The organism is Streptomyces sp. NPDC045026 (assembly GCF_056432625.1).
This window is the reverse complement of sequence record NZ_JBWKIS010000005.1, coordinates 146,243-166,001: the sequence shown is the minus strand read 5'-3', so window position 1 is coordinate 166,001 and position 19,759 is coordinate 146,243. Positions and strand designations below refer to the sequence as shown.

Sequence of the window (19,759 nt, the reverse complement as noted above, 5' to 3'; positions counted from 1 at the left end):
GCTCCCCTCCGGGGCACGACGGCGTGCCCCGGAGCATGGCAGCGCCGGGAGAAACAATCAAGCGTGCTTGTATGAAAATTAGCCAGGGGGAGGGACTGGAAAACGGGTGCGGCGGACGTCGGCAGGCCTCTGCTCAGCCCTGCACCGACGCCCGCCGCACCCGCGCGTCAACCAACCTGGCGCTCGGCCTACTTGGCCTCCGGCGCGGGCACCTTCTCGGACTCCCGCGCGGGCAACTTGGCCCGCCCGCGGCCCACCTGTGTGCGCACCGCGCCGATGCTGGCCGCGATGACCAGGGCGATCGCCAGGGCGCCGAGGGCGGACAGGGCCTGGTCGAGGATGAGGAATCCGGCGAGCGCGGCGATGGCCGGTTCCAGGCTCATCATGACCGCGAAGGTGGACGCGGGCATGCGGCGCAGGGCGAGGAGTTCGAGGGTGTACGGGAGGACCGAGGACATGACGGCGACGGCGGCGCCGAGGGCCAGCGTCGTCGGCACGACGAGCTTCGAGCCGGACTCCGCGATGCCGAGCGGCAGGCAGAGCACGGCCGCGACCGCCATCGCGAGGGCGAGCCCGTCCGCCTGCGGGAACCTGCGCCCCGTACGGGCACTGAAGACGATGTACGCGGCCCACATGCCGCCCGCCGAGACGGCGAAGGCCGCACCGACCAGGTCGAGTCCGCCGAAGCCGCCCCCGCCGAGGAGGAAGACGCCGCAGAGCGCGAGGCCCGCCCACAGGGCGTTGACCAGACGGCGGGAGGTGAGGACCGACAGGGCGAGCGGGCCGAGCACCTCCAGGGTGACGGCCGGACCCAGGGGGATCCGCGCCGCCGCCTGGTAGAAGAGCATGTTCATGCCGCCCATGGCGACGCCGAAGGCGACGACGGTGCCCCAGTCCGCGCGCGAGTGCCCCCGCAGCTTCGGCCGGCACACGACGAGCAGCACGATCGCGGCGCACACGAGCCGCAGGGTGACCACGCCGACCGCCCCGGCGCGCGGCATCAGGGTCACCGCGACCGCCGCACCGAACTGCACCGAGACACAGCCGCCGAGCACGAGTCCGACCGGGCCGAACGCGCCCCACCGGCCCTTCGGCGCGGCGCCCTCGGGCGCGGCGGGAGCGCCCGCCACCTCCGGCTGCGCCACCGCGGCCTCCGGCTGCACCAGCGCGGCGGCCGCCGCGTCGGCGCCGGTCGCCGCCCGGTCGGTACGTGAGACGTTCACGCTTGAGCCTTCCCTTTCACCGCCACCCCCCACAGTTCAATAGGGTGGACTTCAACGTCCAAGGTAATACACTGCGTCATGATCGTGGACCCCTTTTGCGGCTGACGTGCGACAAGGGCCCACCTGCCACGCTAAGACGCCGCGCACGGTCCGTGAAATGCCTACTGCGCTCCCGTTATGCTCCCCAGGCATGAGCGGTCCGTACGCCCTCCACTCGCTGGAGCTGCGCCATCTGCGCTGCTTCCTCGCCATCGCCGAGGCGGGCAACGTCACACGCGCCGCCGCCCGCCTCCGCCTCACCCAGCCCGCCGTGTCGCGCACCCTCGCGACCCTGGAGGACGCACTCGGCGTACGGCTCGTCGACCGGTCCACCCACCACCTCGCGCTGACCGCCGAAGGCAGGGCGTTCCAGGAGAGCGCGGCGGCCGCCGTCGCCGCGTTCGAGGACGCCCTGGACTCCGTCCGCGCCGTGCGGCGCCCGCTGCGGCTCGGGCACGCCTGGTCGGCGGCGGGCCCGTACACCACGCCCCTGCTGCGGCGCTGGCGCGAGCGGTACCCCGACGTGCCGCTCGAACTCCTGCGCATCGACGACCGCACGGCCGGCCTGACCCGCGGCGCCGTCGACGTCGCGCTGCTGCGCGGGCCCGTGGACGCGCCGGGCCTGGTCACCGAGCTGCTGCACACGGAGAGCCGGGTCGCGGCCGTACCCTCCGACAGCCCTCTCGCGGCGCGCGGCGCGCTCACTCTCGCCGACCTCTCCGGACACACCATCGCCGTGAACACCGTCTCCGGCACCACCGCCCCCGACCTCTGGCCGCCCGCCGCCCGGCCCACCGCGACGATCACCGTGGCAAACACGGACGACTGGCTCGCCGCCATCGCGGCCGACCGCGCGGTGGGCGTCACGACGACCGCCACGCCCGGCATGCACCCGCACCCGGGCGTCGTCTACGTCCCGCTCACCGACGCCCCCGACCTGCCCGTCGTCCTCGCCTGGCGCGACGGCCCGCGCCACCCCGCCGTACGGGACCTGGTGGAACTCGCCCACGAGGTCGTACCGTCCGGCGGCACGCGCCCTACGAAGTGACGCCCTGCGGCCCGCGCCCGCGCTACGGACGTGATGCCCGGCGACACGCATGCCCCTGCGGCACACCACCGCCCTACGGACGGCACGCCCCCGCCCTACGGAGTGATCCCCAGCGCCTCCGCGAGGACCTCCGCCAGATGCCGACCCGGCCGGCCCCCTTCCGGTGCCAGCTGCTCCAGCTGCGTGCGGCACGAGAAGCCGTCCGCGAGGACCACCGCCTCTTCGCCGGCGGCGCGGACGGCCGGCAGGAGCTGTTCCTCCGCGCAGGCCACCGACACGTCGTAATGCCCCTCCTCGAAGCCGAAGTTGCCCGCGAGGCCGCAGCAGCCGCCGCTCAACTCGCCGCCCAGCCCCGCCCTTTCGCGCAGTCGCCGCTCGGCGGCGTCGCCGAGGACCGCGTGCTGGTGGCAGTGGGTCTGGCCGACGGCGGGGCGGTCGACACGGGGCGGGTCCCAGTGCGGGGCGAACCGCTCCAAGGCCTGGGCGAACGTGAGGACCGAGTCGGCGAGGCGCCGGGCGCGCGGGTCGTCCGGCAGCAGCTCCGGCAGATCGGTACGGAGCGCGGCGGCGCAGCTCGGCTCCAGGACGACGACGGGCAGCCCCGCGTCGATGACCGGCCGCATCAGGTCCAGGGTGCGGCGCAGGACGACGCGGGCGCGGTCGAGCTGGCCCGTGGAGACGTAGGTGAGGCCGCAGCAGACGCGGCCGCGGCGCGACGGGAGGAGCCCGGCGAGCGCCGCCAGGCCGTCCGGCTTGTGGTCGAAGACCCGTGTCGGGGGCGGCAGCACGGAGAGCCCCGCCGCTTCGAGGACCCGCACGGCGGCACGCCCGACCTGCGGCGCGAGGTGCTCGGTGAACGTGTCCGGCCACAGGACCACCTCGGGCCCGTCGCCCCCGGACCGCGCCGCGCCGCCCCGCCGGGCCGCCCGCACCCGCCGTCGCAGCTCCCTCCGCCGGCCCGCGCTGAACGTCTCGGAGGCCACCCGCGGAATCGTCCGCTCCGACGCGATCCCACCGAGCCGCTTGCCGAGGGCGGCCAACGGCTCCACGCGCGCGACGGCGTTGACCGCGCCGGCCACGCGCGCGTGCTGCACGGCCCGCAGCCAGCGCGGCAGCCACCCCATGGAGTAGTGCGCCGCGGGCCGCCTGCGCCCTTCGTAGTGGTGGTGCAGGAACTCCGCCTTGTACGTGGCCATGTCGACGCCGACCGGACAGTCCGTGCGGCACCCCTTGCACGACAGGCACAGGTCGAGCGCGTCCCGTACCTCCGTGGACTGCCAGCCGTCCGTGACGACCTCGCCGGCGAGCATCTCGTGGAGCAGGCGCGCGCGCCCGCGCGTGGAGTGCGCCTCCTCGCCGGTCACCCGGAAGGACGGGCACATGACGCCGCCCGAAGGGGCCGATTCCGTACGGCACTTGGCGACGCCCACGCAGCGCCGTACGGCCGCGGAGAAGTCGCCGCCGTCGTGCGGGTAGGCGAACTCGACGTCGACGGGGCCGCGCGGCAGGACGGCGAAGCGCAGGTTCTCGTCGAGGCGGGCGGGGCGCACGAGCATGCCGGGGTTGAGCAGGCCGTCCGGGTCCCACACGTCCTTGATCCGCCCGAAGAGGTCCACCAGCTCGGGCCCGTACATCTTCGGCAGGAGTTCGGCGCGGGCCTGCCCGTCGCCGTGCTCCCCGGACAGTGATCCGCCGTGCGCGACGACGAGTTCGGCGAGGTCCTCGGAGAAGTGGCGGAAGCGCCGCACCCCGGTCTCGCTGAGGAGGTCGAAGTCGATGCGCACGTGGATGCAGCCGTCGCCGAAGTGCCCGTACGGGGTGCCGCGCAGCCCGTGCTGCGCCAGGAGCCCCCTGAAGTCCCGCAGATACGGGCCGAGGCGGGCGGGCGGCACCGCGCAGTCCTCCCAGCCGGGCCACGCCTCGGTGCCGTCCGGCATGCGGGTCGCGGTGCCGGACGCGTCCTCGCGGATGCGCCACAGGGAGCGCTGGCCCGCCGCGTCGTCGACGATGAGGGAGTCCGTCGTGCCGTCGGCCGCGGCCCGCACGATCGCCTCGGCATGCGCGCGTGCCTGTGCCGCAGTGTCGCCGCCGGTCTCGACGAACAGCCAGGCGCCGCCCTTCGGCAGACCGGCCTGTTCCCGTACGAGGTCGGCGGCCATGCCCTCGACGGTGAGCGGCCGGTGCGGCAGGAGCCCCGCGGCGGCCTCGGCGGCGGCGCTCTCGTCGGCGTAGGCGAGCACCGCGAGGGCACGCGCGCGCGGCACCTCGACGAGCCGGACCGTGGCCTCGGTGACGATGCCGAGGGTGCCTTCGGTGCCGCAGAGGAAGCGGGCGAGGTCGACGCCGTTCTCGGGCAGCAGGGCGTCGGCGGCGTACCCGGAGATGCGGCGCGGCAGGTCGGGGAAGCCGGTGCGCAGGAGCGCCAACTCGCCTTCGACCAGCGGGCGGAGGGAGTCGGGGGCGCCTTGCCAGCCACGGCCCAGAGTGCGCTGCCGGAAATCACCGCCGGACTGACGGACGACAGCTGAGAGCGAACGGACATTGTCAGCCGTCGTTCCGTAGGCCACCGAATGCGACCCGCACGAGTTGTTCCCGATCATCCCGCCCACCGTGCACCGGCTGTGCGTGGACGGATCGGGCCCGAACCGCAGGCCGTGCGGCGCGGCCGCCTCCTGGAGCCGGTCGAGCACAACTCCCGGCTGCACCACGGCGGTTCGCGTGTCCGGATCGACGTCCACGATCCGGTTCATGTGCCGTGTGAAGTCCATGACGACGCCCGTCCCCGTCGCCTGGCCCGCGATCGACGTACCGCCCCCGCGCGCCACCACGGGCACCCCGTGCTCCCGGCAGACCGCGAGCACGGCCGCCACGTCATCGGCATCGCGCGGCGCCACGACGCCGACGGGGACTCTCCGGTAGTTGGACGCGTCCATGGTCATCAGCGCCCGCGCGGCCACGGAGAAGTCGACCTCCCCGCGCACGACGCCGCGCAACGCGCTCGCGATACCTTCCGGGTCCTGGTTTCCCACGGTGGCAGCCATGCCCTCCAGCATGCATCTCCCCCGGGAACGACAACAGTTCGCCACGACAGGAGCAACTCCCATGCCCCGCATAGCCCTCGACCCGTTCGTCACCGACCTGGACGCCGAGAGCGCCGCGCTGCGCGCCGCGGGGCCCCTCGCCGAGGCCGAGCTGCCGGGCGGCGTACCGGTATGGGCGGTCACGCATCACGCGGAGGCACGTCAACTCCTCACGGACCGCCGCCTGGTGAAGGACATCGAGATGTGGGACGCGTGGCGGCGGGGCGAGATCCCGGCCGACTGGCCGCTGATCGGGCTCGCCAACCCGGGCCGCTCCATGCTGACCGTGGACGGCGACGATCACCGCCGCCTGCGCACGCTCGTGGCGCAGGCCCTCACGCCGCGCCGGGTGGAGCTGATGCGCGACCGGATCGCACGGCGTACCGGGGAACTCCTCGACGCCCTGCCCGATGACGGCACCACCGTCGACCTCAAGGCCGCCTTCGCCTACCCCCTCCCCATGTACGTCATCGCCGACCTCATGGGCATCGACGACTCGGCGCTCCCCCGCCTGAAGGTCCTGTTCGAGAAGTTCTTCTCCACGCAGACCCCGCCGGCGGAGGTCGTCGCGACGCTGACGGAACTGGCCAGGATCATGGCCGCCACGGTCGCCGCCCGGCGCGCGGAGCCCGGTGACGACCTGACGAGCGCCCTGATCCTGGCAGCGGGCGACGACGGCGACCGGCTCACCGACGAGGAGATCGTCTCCACGCTCCAGCTGATGGTCGCGGCGGGCCACGAGACGACGATCTCGCTGATCGTCAACGCCGTGGTGAACCTGTCCACCCACCCCGGCCAGCTCGCCCAGGTCCTCGCCGGCGACGTGCCGTGGGAGGCGGTGGTCGAGGAGACGCTGCGCCACTCCACGCCCACGTCGCACGTCCTGATCCGCTTCGCCGCCGAGGACGTGCCGGTCGGCGACAAGGTGATCGCGAAGGGCGAGGCGCTGATCGTGTCGTACGGGGCCATCGGCCGGGACGAAGCCGCCCACGGCCCCCGTGCGGGTGACTTCGACATCACCCGCACCTCCCCGAACCGCCACATCTCTTTCGGCCACGGCCCGCACGTGTGCCCGGGTGCGGCGCTCTCCCGACTGGAGGCGGCGGTGGCACTCCCGGCCCTGTACGCCCGTTTCCCCGCCCTCACTCTCGCCGTCCCGCCCACGTCCCTGCGCCACAAGCCGGTGGTGACGCAGAACGACCTGTTCGAGCTGCCGGTACGGCTGCGCCATTCCGGCCCCTCCGGCGATTGAGCAGCGGGGTCCGGGGCGGAGCCCCGCAACGTCCACCCCGGGTGGGGCAACGGTCTCAGCCGACGGACACCGGTAAGACGGCGTGCCCTGAGCCGCTAGGCTCCCCTCGTGGCTGAGATCCAGATTCCCGCTGACATCAAGCCCGCCGACGGACGTTTCGGCGCGGGCCCCTCCAAGGTGCGCACGGAGGCGCTGGACGCCCTGGCCGCCACCGGCACGTCCCTGCTCGGCACCTCCCATCGCCAGGCCCCGGTCAAGAACCTGGTCGGCCGGGTGCGCGAAGGGGTCAAGGACCTCTTCCAGCTACCCGAGGGCTACGAGGTGATCCTGGGCAACGGCGGCTCCACCGCCTTCTGGGACGTGGCGACGCACGGCCTGATCGAGAACAAGTCGCAGCACCTGAACTTCGGCGAGTTCTCGTCCAAGTTCGCGAAGGCCTCGAAGCTGGCCCCGTGGCTGGCCGAGCCGACCGTGATCGCCTCCGAGCCCGGCACGCACCCCGAGCCGCAGGCCGAGGCGGGCGTCGACGTGTACGGCCTCACGCACAACGAGACCTCCACCGGTGTCGCCGCCCCGATCAAGCGCGTGGCGGGTGCCGACGACGGCGCCCTCGTCCTGGTGGACGCGACCTCCGGCGCCGGCGGCCTGCCCGTCGACATCGCCGAGACGGACGTCTACTACTTCGCCCCGCAGAAGTCGTTCGCCTCGGACGGCGGCCTGTGGCTGGCCGCGTTCTCGCCGGCCGCCCTGGAGCGCGCCGAGCGCATCCACGCGTCGGGCCGCCACATCCCGGAGTTCTTCTCGCTGCCGACGGCGATCGACAACTCCCGCAAGAACCAGACGTACAACACCCCCGCGCTCGCGACGCTGTTCCTGCTCGGTGAGCAGCTGGAGTGGATGAACAGCCAGGGCGGTCTCGCCTGGACGACGGCCCGCACCAAGGACTCCTCGACGCGCCTGTACAGCTGGGCCGAGGACTCCAAGCACGCGACGCCGTTCGTCACGGACGCCGCGAAGCGTTCGCAGGTCATCGGCACGATCGACTTCTCGGACGAGATCGACGCGGCCGCGGTCGCCAAGGTGCTGCGCGCCAACGGCATCGTCGACACGGAGCCGTACCGCAAGCTGGGCCGCAACCAGCTGCGCGTCGCGATGTTCCCTGCGATCGACCCGGCGGACGTCGAGGCGCTCACGAAGTGCATCGACTACGTGATCGAGAAGCTCTAGTCGCACCGGTTCTACGCCGATGGGGCGCCCGGCATCACGCCGGGCGCCCCATCGGCGTTAGGCGTAAAGGGTGAACGAGGAGGCGACTACTTCTTCGGCCGCCGCAGCAGCCGCCCGATCCCGAAGACGGCGATGACCACGACGACGAGCCCGACCGCGCTCGCGCTGAGCCCCGTCTCGATGCGCCCGTCGCCCGGACCCTCGTCCGCCGAGGGCGACTTCGAGTCGCCCCCGGACCCGTCCGCGGCCTGTACGGGCTCCACCGAACTGCCCCGGCCCTCGCTCCCGTAGAGCAGCGTCTTCCCGTCGGCGGTGTACGTGACGGATTCGCCCTGCGGCTGCATCGGCACGCTCAACTGCCCCTCCCGCTCGGGCTTCCCGTCCTTCCAGGCGTACGAGATCCCGCCGAAGTAGCCGCGCAGGGCGAGGTGCCTGCCGTCGGGCGAGAACGCGCCGTCCGTCACCCACAGGTCGATGCCGGCCACGCGCCGGAAGACGTTCGTGCCCGACGCGGACAGCTGCTGCGGGCCTTCGTAGAGGCCGCCGCCGTCCTCGTTCTTCTCGGCGATGTAGACGCGGCCGGTCTTCGGATGGACCATCAGCGCCTCGGCGTTGCGGGGCCCGTCCGCGTACTTCACGACGTACTGCGTCGCCCGCACGGTCTGGTCGACGAGCTCCTTCGGCTCGGGCAGCTTGTAGATCCACACGTGGTCCCACTTGCCGCCGAGGTTGTCGCCGATGTCACCGACGTAGAGGTTGTTGTCGGGGCCGATGGAGATGGCCTCGACGTCGCGCGGGGCGCCGACGCCGGTCAGGGTGAGGGTGGCGACGGTCTTCCCGGTCCTGCCGTCGACCGCGTACAGGTACGCGCCGTCGCTGCTGTCGTTGTGGGTCCAGTAGATCCCCGGGTGGATCCGGGACGCGGCGAGGCCGCTGGACTCGGTGATCCGGGGATCCTTGATGGTGAAACCGTCGCTGCCGGGGTCATCCGCCACGGCGGGAACGGTGGCACCGAACGCGAGAACGACGGCGGCCCCGGCCGCACCCAGAAACGAACGCATGCCCCCAGCTTGCCAGGGCGTGCTCAGCGTCACACACCCCGCCCGCCCGTGATCCGCGATGATGAGCGGATGCTCAGGTTCACATTCGTCGGCGACTCGATGACGATAGGCAGCGCGGGCGAACTCACCTGGCGCTACCGGATGTGGCAGCATCTGCGGGCCGCGTACGGCGACGGCGCGTTCGAGATAGCCGGGCCGCGCGAGACGCTCCACGACAAGACGGCGAACGCCCCGGTGTCGCACGACTACGCGGACGCGGACCCCGCCTTCCCGCGCAACCATCTCGCGGGCTGGGGCGAGGGCTGGCTGCACATGGCGCCCGTCATCGAAGAGGCGGTCGCGCTCGCCCGCACCGACGTCCTGCTCATCTCGCTCGGCCTGATCGACCTCGGCTTCTACACGAACGCGGAGCAGACCGCGCACAACGTCCGCCGCTTCGTCGCCGGGGCCCGCGCGGCGAACCCGCGGGTGCGGATGGTCCTGCTGCCGGTCATCCCGAACGTGCGCGCCGAGACGGACGCGCCGTTCGCCGCGGAGGTCGCCCACTTCAACACGCTCCTCGCGAAGGCGGTCGCCGACCTCGACTCGGGCCCCTCCCCCCTGCTCCTCGCGTCCGTCCCGGAGTCGTACGACATCCACCAGGACACGTACGACGGCACGCACCCGAACGCGAGCGGCGAGCGCAAGCTCGCGGACACGTTCGCCCTCGCGATGCGTCAGGCGTGGGGTCCGCCGGACGCTTCGCACGGGGGCCTTGCCTAGAGTCCACTCCACGCCGTTGGCTGGGGACTCATGAAGTACACGCAGCTAGGACGCACAGGACTCAAGGTCAGCCGGCTCGTTCTCGGCACGATGAACTTCGGCCCGCAGACCGACGAGGCCGACAGCCACGCGATCATGGACACGGCGCTGGCCTCGGGGATCAACTACTTCGACACCGCCAACGTCTACGGCTGGGGCGAGAACAAGGGCCGTACCGAGGAGATCATCGGCAGCTGGTTCGCCCAGGGCGGCGACCGGCGGGACAAGACGGTCCTGGCCACGAAGGTCTACGGCAACATGGCCGGCGCGGGCACCGATTCCCCCTGGCCCAACCACGACAAGCTCTCCGCGGTCAACATCCGCCGCGCCGTCGAGGCCAGCCTCAAGCGGCTGGGGACGGACTACATCGACATCTACCAGTTCCACCACGTCGACCGCGAGACCCCCTTCGAGGAGATCTGGACGGCCATCGACGTCCTGATCCAGCAGGGCAAGATCCTTTACGCCGGGTCGTCGAACTTCCCCGGCTACAAGATCGCCCAGGCCAACGAGAAGGCGGCCGCCCGCGGCACCCTCGGCCTCGTCAGCGAGCAGTGCCTCTACAACCTCTCGGAGCGCCGCGCCGAGATGGAGGTCATCCCGGCCGCGCAGGAGTACGGCCTCGGGGTCATCCCCTGGTCGCCGCTGCACGGCGGCCTGCTCGGCGGGGTCATCAAGAAGGAGGTCGAGGGCGGTCGCCGCGCGAGCGGCCGGGCCGCGGACGCGCTCGCGGACCCCGCGACGCGCGCCCAGCTCCAGGCCTACGAGGACCTGCTCGACAAGCACGGCCTCGCGCCCGGCGAGGCGGCGCTGGCCTGGCTGCTGACCCGTCCCGGCGTCACCGGCCCCATCGTCGGCCCGCGCACCTCGGAGCAGCTCGACTCGGCGCTGCGCGCGGTCGAACTCGAACTGAGCGAGGAGGTCCTCACGGGCCTGGACGAGATCTTCCCGGGCCCGGGGCCTTCGCCGGAGGCTTTCGCCTGGTAGAGCAAGGGCCTCGCGCTGTGAACGGCCGGGGGTCCGGGGGTCGCCCCCCGGGACAGCACAGCCCGGGCCCGGGGCCTTCGCCGGAGGCTTTCGCCCGGTAGAGCAAGGGCCTCGCGCTCTGAACCTGGTAGCCGAGCGGCTACTTACGGGAACGGCGCGGCGCGGCCGCGGTCACCTGCCGACCGCGGCCGCCACAGCGACGACGGCGAACATCAGTACCAGCACAACGGCCATGATCCGGTTACGGCTCTTCGGGTCCACGCTTCGAGACTAACCGGTGCCCGAAAGAGGCCAGCCGCCGACCTTCTCGTAGCGGGGCTGCTCGCCCCGCACCCCGGACGTCGGCAGCCGGCTGCGGACGAGCGCCAGTTCACCGACCGTCCACTGCTCGCCGGTGAAGGCGTCGAGCGCGGCCGCGTACGGCTTGAGGTGGACGGCGCCGGAGCCGCGGGCCAGCGTGAGGTGGGGCCGGTAGTGGGTGTGCTCCTTGCGGTGCTCCTCCGCCGGCAGGCCGGCCTTGCGGGCCGCGGCCCCGGCCCGCTCGGCGAGGCGCCGCAGCGCCGCCACGTCACCGGCCGCGCCCACCCACAGGGCCCGGTCCCCGAAGTGCCCGCCGCCGCGCAGGGCGAGCGGGAAGGGCGCGGTGCGGGCCGCCGCCCGTGCCAGGCGGCGTGACAGCTCGGGCACGGTCTCGTCGGGCACCTCCCCGTAGAAGGCGAGCGTGAAGTGCCAGCCGGGGCGGCCGGTCCATCTCAGGCCCTCGGCCCCGTCGGTGTCCCTCAACTGGTCGACGGCGGGCCCCAGTTCGGCCACCGCCTCGTCGGGCGGAAGCACTGCTGCGAAGAGTCTCACCGGGCTAGTGTCCCCGCATGGAGATAGAAAGGGCAGCGCCGCGGACATCCCCGCGATAGTCGGCCTGTTCGACGGAGCCATGGAGTGGCTGGTGTCACAGGGACGTACGGGGCAGTGGGGCGAGAGGCCGTGGTCGCAGCGTCCGCGGGCCGTGGCGATGGCCGAGGGGTACGTGGCCAAGGGCGTGCCGTGGATCGCGGAGACCGACGGCATCCCGGTCGGCACGCTGACGCTCTCGGAGGGGTCCGGCTCGTACGTGGAGACGGCCGGTGAGCCCGAGCGCTACGTCCATCTGCTCGCGGCCCGGCACGGCAGCGGGGCAGGCGCCGCGCTGCTCGCCCACGCCGTACAGGAGACGCTCCCCCATAGCTAAAAGAGCATGGGGGGACCCCAGCGGGCATCCCCGCTCCTGCGCGTCGACTGTTACGCGGGCGACGACGGCAAGCTCGTCGCGTTCTACGAGGCGAACGGGTTCGTCCGCACCGAGGCGTTCACCGGGCCCGACGGCGTGGCCGGGCCAGGTCCTGGCCCGGCGCGTCTGACGGGTCGGTCCCTTCGGGTCACGCCGCCGTGGCCAGCTGCTCGCGCGGTACGAACTGCACGTGCTGCCGTCCGCGGCGCAGGTCGAGCTTGAGCCGCAGGTTCGCGGCGCGGGCCAGCATCAGTGCGACGCCGACCGCGGCCATGGCGCATATGAGGCCGCCGAGAGCGAAGCTGATCCGGACCCCGTACTGATCGGCGAGCCAGCCGAACAGGGGCCCGCCGAGCGGCGTACCGCCCGTGAACACCATCATGAACAGGGACATGACGCGGCCCCGCATCTCGGGGTCGGTGGACATCTGGACGGACGAGTTCGCGGTCACGTTGACCGTGAGGCCGAGGATGCCGAGGAGCACGATCAGCGGCGCGAAGACCCAGACGTCGGGCGCGAACGCGACCATGACCTCCAGGGCACCGAAGCCGATGGCGGCTCCCGCGAGGATGCGCAGTCGGGTGGAGCGACGCCGCGCGGCGAGCAGCGCACCGGCCAGCGAGCCGAGGGCCATGAGGGTGTTGAAGACGCCGTACATGCCGACCCCGCCGTGGAAGACGTCGTCGGCGTAGGCGCTCAGCCAGATCGGGAAGTTGAAGCCGAAGGTGCCGACGAAGCCGACGAGGACGATCGGCCAGATCAGCTCGGGGTGTTTGGAGACGTAGTTGAGGCCGTCGCGGAGCTGGCCCTTGCCGCGCGGGGCACGCGGGGTGTGGTGCAGTTCGCGGGTGCGCATCAGGCACAGGCTGGTGAGCGGGGCGAGGAAGGACAGGCCGTTGGCGAGGAACGCCCAGCCCGGACCGACGGCAGCAGTGAGTCCACTCGCTACCGCGGGACCGATCAGGCGTGCCGACTGGAAGTTCGCCGAGTTCAGGCTGACCGCGTTGCGAACCTGGTCGGGGCCGACCATCTCGGAGACGAAGGACTGGCGGGTCGGATTGTCGACGACGGTGACGAGGCCGGTGAAGAAGGCCGCGAGGTAGACGTGCCAGACCTGGACGTTCCCGGTGAGGGTGAGCGCGGCGAGGAAGAGCCCGGACAGGCTCATGGCGCCCTGGGTGACGAACAGAAGGTTCCGCTTGGCGAAACGGTCGGCTATGACGCCGCCGTAGAGGCCGAACAGGAGCATCGGCAGGAACTGCATGGCGGTGGTGATGCCGACGGCCGCCGAGGAGCCGGTGATGCTGAGCACCAGCCAGTCCTGGGTGATGCGGGCCATCCAGGTGCCGGTGTTGGATACGACGGCCCCGGTCGCGAAGAGCCGGTAGTTACGGATCTTCAGCGAGCTGAACATCGAGCTCTTGCGGGGGCGGTCGGTCGTGTCGAGGGCGGTTGGTGCGGGGGCGGAGTCTGCTCCGGGTCCCGTACTCAATGCGGGTTCGCCTCCTCGGCGGCCGTGAACGGCGGGTCAGCGTGTGCCCCGTGGGGCTTTACAGGTGGGCGAGCTTCTCCAGGACGGGGGCGGCGGCGCGGATCTTGGCCCACTCGTCCTCGTCCAGGTTCTCCACGAGCGAGGCCAGCCACGCGTTGCGCTTGCGGCGGCTCTCTTCGAGCATGGCCTCGGCCTGCTCGGTGGAGGTGACGACCTTCTGGCGTCGGTCCTCGGGATGCGGCTCCAGCCGGACGAGCCCCTTGGCTTCGAGCAGCGCGACGATGCGGGTCATCGACGGCGGCTGCACGTGCTCCTTGCGGGCGAGTTCGCCCGGAGTCGCGCTGCCGCAGCGGGCGAGGGTGCCGAGCACCGACATTTCGGTGGGGCTCAGCGACTCGTCGACCCGCTGGTGCTTGAGTCGGCGCGACAGGCGCATCACCGCTGAGCGCAGTGCGTTCACTGCAGCTGCGTCGTCGCCATGGGAGAGGTCCGGCATGTCCTTAGCTTAAGTCATTACCCTCTCTAAAGACCACTCGGATTCCCGTGACTCCGCCCACTGAATCCTCCGGACCCCCCTCCATCACCCATATGAGTGACGTGGCCACGAAAAGTGACACGCGGGCGGACAGGGCCCCGCGACTCTGTTGCGCATGGGATCGACAGTGCTCAGCCTGCGGATAGACGGTGAGCTGCTCGACCGGCTCAAGACCCACGCCGCCAAAAGAGGAATGAGCGTCCAGGACTATGTGGTCCGGACGCTCATTCGAGACGACTTCGACGAACGGTTCGCGACGGCCGTCGAGGAGACAGAGAAGTTCTACGGGGCGGCGTGAGCACCGCCGGGTGACCGACCGGGCAACTACTTCGTGAGACCCAGCGCCGGCATCAGGTAGTAGAAGGCGAAGACCGCCGAGACGATGTACATCGGGACCGGCACCGAACGGGCGCGGCCCGCCGCGACCCGCAGCACGGTGAAGCTGATGAAGCCCATCCCGATGCCGTTGGTGATCGAGTACGTGAACGGCATCATCAGCATCGTCACGAACGCCGGGATGGCGATCGTGTAGTCGCTCCAGTCGATGGCCCCGATCGACCCCGACAGGATCAGGAAGCCCACCGCGAGCAGCGCGGGCGTGGCCGCCTGGGACGGGACCATCGTGGCGACCGGCGTGAGGAACAGCGCGACGGCGAAGAGACCGCCGGTGATCACGTTGGCGAAACCGGTGCGCGCGCCCTCGCCGACACCGGCGGTGGACTCCACGAAGCAGGTGGTGGCCGACGAGGACGAGACGCCGCCGGCGGCGACGGCGACACCGTCGATGAAGAGGACCTTGTTCATGCCGGGCATCTGCCCGTCCTTGTCGGTCAGCTTGGCCTCGTCGCTGATGCCCATGATCGTGCCCATGGCGTCGAAGAAGGTCGACAGCAGCACGGTGAAGACGAAGAGGATGCCGGTGAGCATGCCGACCTTGTCGAAGCCGCCGAACAGGCTGACCTGGCCGACCAGCCCGAAGTCCGGCATCTCGACCGGGTTGCCGGGCCACTTGGGCGTCGTCAGGCCCCAGCTCGGGACGTTGGCGACGGCGTTGATGAGCATCGCGGCGAGCGTCATGACGACGATGGAGATCAGGATGGCGCCCGGCACCTTGCGCACGATCAGAGCGAGGGTGAGCAGCACGCCGAGCACGAAGACGAGGACGGGCCAGCCGTTGAGGTGACCGTCGGCGCCGAGCTGGATCGGCACGGTGGTGTGCGCGGCGTCCGGGATGCGGGAGACGAAGCCCGAGTCGACCAGGCCGATCAGCATGATGAACAGGCCGATACCGATCGCGATGCCCTTGCGCAGGCCGAGCGGCACGGCGTTCATGACGCGCTCGCGCAGGCCGGTCGCCACCAGGAGCATCACGACGAAGCCCGCGAGGACGACCATGCCCATCGCGTCGGGCCACGACATGCGGGGCGCGAGCTGGAGGGCGACGACGGTGTTCACGCCGAGGCCGGCGGCGAGCGCGATCGGGACGTTGCCGATGACGCCCATGAGCAGGGTCGTGAAGGCGGCGGTGAGCGCGGTCGCGGTGACCAACTGGCCGTTGTCGAGCTGGTGCCCGTACATGTCCTTCGCGCTGCCGAGAATGATCGGGTTCAGCACGATGATGTAGGCCATCGCGAAGAAGGTGGCGAAGCCGCCGCGGATCTCCCGGCTGACGGTCGAACCCCGCTCGGAGATCTTGAAGTAGCGGTCGAGGCCGCTCTTCGGGGCCGTCGGCGGCTCGGTGAGATCGACCGGGGCGGGGGCCGGGCTGGGCATGGATGACCTCTGAATCGGTGTGCTGGTGGGGGCTCTGTTTGGCGTTTTCTACGAACAGAAGTGGCCAGACTCAGGCCGTTTCAGTATGAACATATGAGCAAGAAATGGCTATCTCCGCGCGTAGACCCTTGACCCATACGGGTTCCGGGGCGACTGAAGACGCCGTTTCGTGCTCCTCGTAAGCTGTGCCCATGGAGAAGTGGACCCCCAAGCACGAGGCACCCGAGCCCCTCGAAGGGCCCGTGGTCGCCACCATCACGGGCGGCACGATCCTCTGGTTCGTCCTCTTCCTGGTGCAGCTGCCGTTCTACGGCTGGTTCGACGACCACGGCCACACCTGGTGGATCTGGACCTGCCTGGCCGGCGCCGGGCTCGGACTCATCGGTATCTGGTACGTACGGGGACGCGACGCGGCGCTCAAGCGCGCGGCGGCCGAAGCGCACACGGCACCCGAGTAGTCACCGGGCGGGTCTCGCGTACCGCCACGGGACCTCTCGCGTACCGCCACGGGACCACCCCCCTCCTCCCCGAGTCGGATCTTTGGCGCACCCGAGGGGTGAAGCCGCAAATCCGCCCGTACTGTCGTTTGCATGACGCACATCGACGCGGGCGCCGAGCTGGACCCGGTCCACCCGGTGCCGGTCCCCCAGCGGGCCAGGGGGCTCACCACCGGTGAGGTGGCCGAGCGCGTCGCGCGCGGCGAGGTCAACGACATACCGGTCCGCAGCTCCCGCTCAACCACCGAGATCATCCGCGCGAACGTCTTCACGCGGTTCAACGCGATCATCGGCATCCTGTGGCTGATCATGCTGTTCGTCGCGCCGTTCCAGGACAGCCTCTTCGGCTACGTCATCCTCGCGAACACCGGCATCGGCATCATCCAGGAGCTGCGCGCCAAGAAGACCCTCGACTCGCTCGCCGTCATCGGCGAGGCGAAACCGACGGTCCGGCGCGACGGACAGGCCACCGAGATCTCCACCTCCGGAATCGTCCTCGGCGACCTCATCGAGATCGGCCCCGGCGACAAGATCGTCGTGGACGGTGTGTGCGCCGAGGCCGACAGCCTGGAGATCGACGAGTCCCTGCTCACCGGCGAGGCCGACCCCGTCGTCAAGAAACACGGCGACCAGGTCATGTCCGGCAGCTTCGTCGTCGCCGGCGGCGGCGCGTTCACCGCGACGAAGGTCGGCCGCGAGGCCTACGCCGCGCAGCTCGCCGAGGAGGCCAGCCGTTTCACGCTCGTCCAGTCCGAGCTGCGCACCGGCATCTCCACCATCCTCAAGTACGTCACCTGGATGATGGTCCCGACCGCGATCGGCCTCGTCATCAGCCAGCTCGTGGTCAAGGAGAACGACTTCAAGGACTCCGTCGCGCGGACCGTCGGCGGCATCGTGCCGATGGTCCCCGAGGGGCTCGTCCTGCTCACCTCCGTCGCCTTCGCGATCGGCGTGATCCGCCTCGGCCGAAAACAGTGCCTCGTCCAGGAACTCCCCGCCATCGAGGGCCTCGCCCGCGTCGACACCGTCTGCCTCGACAAGACCGGCACCCTCACCGAGGGCGGCATGGACGTCACCGAGCTGCGCCCGCTCGGCGGCGCCGACGAGGGCTACCTGCGCAAGGTCCTCGGCGCGCTCGGCGAGTCCGACCCGCGGCCCAACGCCTCGCTCCAGGCGATCATCGACGCCTACCCCGACAGCGAGGAGTGGCGCTGCACCGAGTCGCTGCCCTTCTCCTCCGCCCGCAAGTACAGCGGCGCCGCGTTCAGCGAGGGCGACGGCACGAGCAGCGCGTGGCTGCTCGGGGCGCCCGACGTACTCCTGCCGGCCGGGCACCCGGTGCTCGCCGAGACCGAGGAGCTCAACCACCAGGGCCTGCGCGTCCTGCTGCTCGCCCGTGCGCGCGCCGACCTCGACGACCCGGCTCTCAAGGAGGGCGCCGAGGCCGCCGCCCTGATCGCCATGGAGCAGCGGCTGCGGCCCGACGCGGCGGACACCCTGCGGTACTTCGCCGACCAGGGCGTCCAGGCGAAGGTCATCTCCGGGGACAACGCGGTGTCGGTGGGCGCCGTCGCCGGGAAGCTGGGCCTCGCGGGCGCGCAGGACACCGTCGACGCCCGCACCCTCCCCGCCGACCAGCCCGGGATGGCGAAGGCACTCGACGAGAACACGGTGTTCGGCCGCGTCACCCCGCAGCAGAAGCGCGACATGGTCGGCGCGCTCCAGTCGAAAGGGCACACCGTCGCGATGACGGGCGACGGCGTGAACGACGTGCTCGCCCTCAAGGACGCCGACATCGGCGTCTCGATGGGCTCGGGTTCGGAGGCGACCCGGGCCGTCGCGCAGATCGTGCTCCTCAACAACAGCTTCTCCACGCTGCCGTCGGTGGTGGCCGAGGGCCGCCGCGTCATCGGGAACATCACGCGCGTCGCGTCCCTGTTCCTGGTCAAGACGGTCTACTCGGTGCTCCTGGCCATCCTGGTGGTGTGCTTCCAGGTCGAGTACCCGTTCCTGCCACGTCACTTGACGCTGCTGTCGACGCTGACGATCGGCATCCCCGCGTTCTTCCTGGCCCTCGCGCCCAACAAGGAGCGCGCCAAACCGCAGTTCGTGAGGCGCGTGATGCGGTACGCGATCCCGGGCGGGGTCGTCGCGGGGACCGCCACGTTCGTGACGTACATGCTGGCCCGGCACTACTACACGGGTTCCGGCTCGCTCGACGCCGAGACGAGTTCGGCGACGCTGACGCTGTTCCTCGTCTCGATGTGGGTGCTCGCCATCATCGCGCGGCCCTACACCTGGTGGCGGGTGTGCCTGGTGGCCGCGATGGGCGCGGCGTTCCTGCTCGTCCTCGTGGTGCCGTGGCTGCAGGACTTCTTCGCCCTGAAGCTGGTGGGCGCGTCGATGCCGTGGACGGCGGTCGGCGTCGCGGCGGTGGCGGCGGTCGCCCTGGAATTCGCATGGCGCTGGGTCGACCGCCGCTTTCCCGTGTGAGGGGCCTCTGTGAGGTGCCCCGCCAGGGGTTACTGCAGGGGGTTACTGCACGTCGACGAAGTCGCTCGTCGAGTTCACGGCCGGGGTGGTGGACGTACCGGCGAAGCTGTAGCGCCAGTAGCCGTCCGTGGCCGCCGTCACCGTGGTCTTCAGACCGCCGGTGGAGGACGACGTCACCGTCTTGACGGTGGAGTAGGTGGACGCGCCCTTCTTCTTGAACTGGAGCTTCACGGGCTGCTTGGTGTAGCCCATGTACTTGCTGGTGTCCCAGTTGGCGCGGGTCAGGGAGCCGGTGACCGTGATGGTCTTGCCCTTCTTCACCGGCTCGGGGGCGGCGTTGGTGGTGAGCTTGGAGTAGCGCTTGAGGCTGAACGTCTTGGCGTTGCCCTTCTCGGAGCTGTCGCCGTCGTTGCCGGCCACGATCGCCCACGTCTTCCACGAGCCGGCCGCGAAGTTGAAGAGGTCCGCGCGCGGGTCGATCGTGTAGGTCATCTTGCAGGTGGCCGTGGTAGCGCCGGTCGTCGTGCAGTTGGCCGGGTCGTCGACCGCCTGGGTGGGCACGAGGCCGAGGTCCGAGGAGTCGATGTCCGCGCCGTGGTACAGCACCGCGTAGCCGGTGCTGGTGTCGATGCCGGAGTTGTCGGTGGCGGTGAACGTGACCGTGATGGTGGCCTTGTTGGTGGTGCCGAGTACGACGTCCTTGCCACCGTTGACGACGACGTTCGATATGGCGGTGTCGCCCTGCTGGTCGTCCGCGGCGCCGTTCGCCGAGAACGTGGTGGCCTTCGCCGAAGCGGCCTTCGACGCCTGGGCGGCGGCCTGCGACGCGGCGGCGCGCACCTCGGAGTGGCCGGCGGCCTGCGCGGCCGGGACGACGAGGGCCGTCAGGGCCAGAGCACCGAGAGACGCGACCACAGTGGCACGAATACGCATGTGTTCCCCAAGTTGGAGAAGGGGTCCCGCGGTGCTGATGCCGTCACGCGGGTC

General features: G+C 71.1%; 16 protein-coding genes and 1 pseudogene. 9 read left to right on the top strand and 8 right to left on the bottom strand.

The window, feature by feature from the left end:
• Nucleotides 1-188: 188 nt before the first annotated feature.
• Complete coding sequence (locus tag AC07EJ_RS13905; protein WP_478884368.1) at nucleotides 189-1,166, bottom strand: EamA family transporter; 978 nt, start codon at nucleotides 1,164-1,166, stop codon at nucleotides 189-191.
• A 214-nt stretch (nucleotides 1,167-1,380) separates the two neighbouring features.
• Here AC07EJ_RS13905 and AC07EJ_RS13900 point away from each other — a divergent pair, with 214 nt between their 5' ends.
• A complete protein-coding gene (locus AC07EJ_RS13900) occupies nucleotides 1,381-2,310 on the top strand; it encodes a LysR family transcriptional regulator (RefSeq protein WP_393583534.1) in 930 nt (309 codons plus the stop codon).
• Between the two features lie 95 nt (nucleotides 2,311-2,405).
• On the opposite strand, the gene AC07EJ_RS13895 is transcribed toward AC07EJ_RS13900, so the two are convergent.
• Nucleotides 2,406-5,351 carry an FAD-binding and (Fe-S)-binding domain-containing protein gene (locus AC07EJ_RS13895; protein WP_478884306.1) on the bottom strand — a complete coding sequence of 982 codons (2,946 nt, stop codon included), beginning with the start codon at nucleotides 5,349-5,351 and terminating at the stop codon, nucleotides 2,406-2,408.
• 61 nt (nucleotides 5,352-5,412) lie between these two features.
• Between AC07EJ_RS13895 and AC07EJ_RS13890 the strand changes: the two genes are divergently transcribed.
• Nucleotides 5,413-6,642 (top strand): cytochrome P450 family protein, encoded by a 1,230-nt coding sequence (locus AC07EJ_RS13890; protein ID WP_478884305.1) that lies wholly within the window; start codon nucleotides 5,413-5,415, stop codon nucleotides 6,640-6,642.
• 108 nt (nucleotides 6,643-6,750) lie between these two features.
• Nucleotides 6,751-7,869, top strand: coding sequence for a phosphoserine transaminase (gene serC, locus AC07EJ_RS13885; protein ID WP_362898047.1), 1,119 nt, complete (start codon nucleotides 6,751-6,753; stop codon nucleotides 7,867-7,869).
• Between the two features lie 86 nt (nucleotides 7,870-7,955).
• On the opposite strand, the gene AC07EJ_RS13880 is transcribed toward serC, so the two are convergent.
• Nucleotides 7,956-8,930 (bottom strand): WD40 repeat domain-containing protein, encoded by a 975-nt coding sequence (locus AC07EJ_RS13880; RefSeq protein WP_389480489.1) that lies wholly within the window; start codon nucleotides 8,928-8,930, stop codon nucleotides 7,956-7,958.
• Between the two features lie 69 nt (nucleotides 8,931-8,999).
• Here AC07EJ_RS13880 and AC07EJ_RS13875 point away from each other — a divergent pair, with 69 nt between their 5' ends.
• Complete coding sequence (locus AC07EJ_RS13875) at nucleotides 9,000-9,692, top strand: GDSL-type esterase/lipase family protein (protein WP_478884304.1); 693 nt, start codon at nucleotides 9,000-9,002, stop codon at nucleotides 9,690-9,692.
• Nucleotides 9,693-9,722: 30 nt separating this feature from the next.
• Complete coding sequence (locus tag AC07EJ_RS13870) at nucleotides 9,723-10,718, top strand: aldo/keto reductase (RefSeq protein WP_389480494.1); 996 nt, start codon at nucleotides 9,723-9,725, stop codon at nucleotides 10,716-10,718.
• A 270-nt stretch (nucleotides 10,719-10,988) separates the two neighbouring features.
• Here the strand turns inward: AC07EJ_RS13870 and thpR are convergent, their stop codons facing one another.
• Nucleotides 10,989-11,570 carry an RNA 2',3'-cyclic phosphodiesterase gene (gene thpR / locus AC07EJ_RS13865; RefSeq protein WP_478884303.1) on the bottom strand — a complete coding sequence of 194 codons (582 nt, stop codon included), beginning with the start codon at nucleotides 11,568-11,570 and terminating at the stop codon, nucleotides 10,989-10,991.
• Between the two features lie 7 nt (nucleotides 11,571-11,577).
• On the opposite strand from thpR, the pseudogene AC07EJ_RS13860 reads away from it, so the two are divergent.
• A pseudogene (locus tag AC07EJ_RS13860) lies at nucleotides 11,578-12,112 on the top strand (GNAT family N-acetyltransferase).
• A gap of 18 nt (nucleotides 12,113-12,130) precedes the next feature.
• Here AC07EJ_RS13860 and AC07EJ_RS13855 read toward each other — a convergent pair.
• Both AC07EJ_RS13855 and AC07EJ_RS13850 read right to left on the bottom strand, forming a co-directional pair.
• Nucleotides 12,131-13,474 carry an MFS transporter gene (locus AC07EJ_RS13855; RefSeq protein ID WP_478884302.1) on the bottom strand — a complete coding sequence of 448 codons (1,344 nt, stop codon included), beginning with the start codon at nucleotides 13,472-13,474 and terminating at the stop codon, nucleotides 12,131-12,133.
• Nucleotides 13,475-13,532: 58 nt separating this feature from the next.
• On the bottom strand, nucleotides 13,533-13,970 hold the full coding sequence (locus AC07EJ_RS13850; RefSeq protein WP_100595753.1) for a MarR family winged helix-turn-helix transcriptional regulator: 438 nt from the start codon (nucleotides 13,968-13,970) through the stop codon (nucleotides 13,533-13,535).
• Nucleotides 13,971-14,124: 154 nt separating this feature from the next.
• Between AC07EJ_RS13850 and AC07EJ_RS13845 the strand changes: the two genes are divergently transcribed.
• Complete coding sequence (locus AC07EJ_RS13845; RefSeq protein WP_362898061.1) at nucleotides 14,125-14,307, top strand: ribbon-helix-helix protein, CopG family; 183 nt, start codon at nucleotides 14,125-14,127, stop codon at nucleotides 14,305-14,307.
• Between the two features lie 26 nt (nucleotides 14,308-14,333).
• Here the strand turns inward: AC07EJ_RS13845 and AC07EJ_RS13840 are convergent, their stop codons facing one another.
• Nucleotides 14,334-15,782, bottom strand: a complete 1,449-nt coding sequence (locus AC07EJ_RS13840; RefSeq protein ID WP_389480502.1) for an NCS2 family permease — start codon at nucleotides 15,780-15,782, stop codon at nucleotides 14,334-14,336.
• A 191-nt stretch (nucleotides 15,783-15,973) separates the two neighbouring features.
• On the opposite strand from AC07EJ_RS13840, the gene AC07EJ_RS13835 reads away from it, so the two are divergent.
• Complete coding sequence (locus AC07EJ_RS13835; RefSeq protein WP_389480505.1) at nucleotides 15,974-16,240, top strand: DUF2530 domain-containing protein; 267 nt, start codon at nucleotides 15,974-15,976, stop codon at nucleotides 16,238-16,240.
• A gap of 132 nt (nucleotides 16,241-16,372) precedes the next feature.
• Entirely contained in the window at nucleotides 16,373-18,772 is a 2,400-nt protein-coding gene (locus tag AC07EJ_RS13830) for a cation-translocating P-type ATPase (RefSeq protein ID WP_389480507.1), read from the top strand.
• A gap of 42 nt (nucleotides 18,773-18,814) precedes the next feature.
• Here AC07EJ_RS13830 and AC07EJ_RS13825 read toward each other — a convergent pair whose 3' ends face one another.
• Nucleotides 18,815-19,705: a DUF5707 domain-containing protein gene (locus tag AC07EJ_RS13825; RefSeq protein ID WP_389480509.1), complete on the bottom strand. Its 891-nt coding sequence runs from the start codon at nucleotides 19,703-19,705 to the stop codon at nucleotides 18,815-18,817.
• Nucleotides 19,706-19,759 lie beyond the last annotated feature (54 nt).

What these genes read in the sequence shown, in the direction of transcription:
- AC07EJ_RS13845 (WP_362898061.1), top strand. Translation starts at nt 14,125, where the DNA reads ATGGGATCGACAGTGCTCAGCCTGCGGATAGACGGTGAGCTGCTCGAC.
- AC07EJ_RS13830 (WP_389480507.1), top strand. Translation starts at nt 16,373, where the DNA reads ATGACGCACATCGACGCGGGCGCCGAGCTGGACCCGGTCCACCCGGTG.
- AC07EJ_RS13840 (WP_389480502.1), bottom strand. Translation starts at nt 15,782, where the DNA reads ATGCCCAGCCCGGCCCCCGCCCCGGTCGATCTCACCGAGCCGCCGACG.
- AC07EJ_RS13870 (WP_389480494.1), top strand. Translation starts at nt 9,723, where the DNA reads ATGAAGTACACGCAGCTAGGACGCACAGGACTCAAGGTCAGCCGGCTC.
- AC07EJ_RS13880 (WP_389480489.1), bottom strand. Translation starts at nt 8,930, where the DNA reads ATGCGTTCGTTTCTGGGTGCGGCCGGGGCCGCCGTCGTTCTCGCGTTC.
- AC07EJ_RS13835 (WP_389480505.1), top strand. Translation starts at nt 15,974, where the DNA reads ATGGAGAAGTGGACCCCCAAGCACGAGGCACCCGAGCCCCTCGAAGGG.
- AC07EJ_RS13890 (WP_478884305.1), top strand. Translation starts at nt 5,413, where the DNA reads ATGCCCCGCATAGCCCTCGACCCGTTCGTCACCGACCTGGACGCCGAG.
- AC07EJ_RS13875 (WP_478884304.1), top strand. Translation starts at nt 9,000, where the DNA reads ATGCTCAGGTTCACATTCGTCGGCGACTCGATGACGATAGGCAGCGCG.
- AC07EJ_RS13850 (WP_100595753.1), bottom strand. Translation starts at nt 13,970, where the DNA reads ATGCCGGACCTCTCCCATGGCGACGACGCAGCTGCAGTGAACGCACTG.
- AC07EJ_RS13895 (WP_478884306.1), bottom strand. Translation starts at nt 5,351, where the DNA reads ATGGCTGCCACCGTGGGAAACCAGGACCCGGAAGGTATCGCGAGCGCG.
- AC07EJ_RS13900 (WP_393583534.1), top strand. Translation starts at nt 1,381, where the DNA reads ATGCCTACTGCGCTCCCGTTATGCTCCCCAGGCATGAGCGGTCCGTAC.
- AC07EJ_RS13825 (WP_389480509.1), bottom strand. Translation starts at nt 19,705, where the DNA reads ATGCGTATTCGTGCCACTGTGGTCGCGTCTCTCGGTGCTCTGGCCCTG.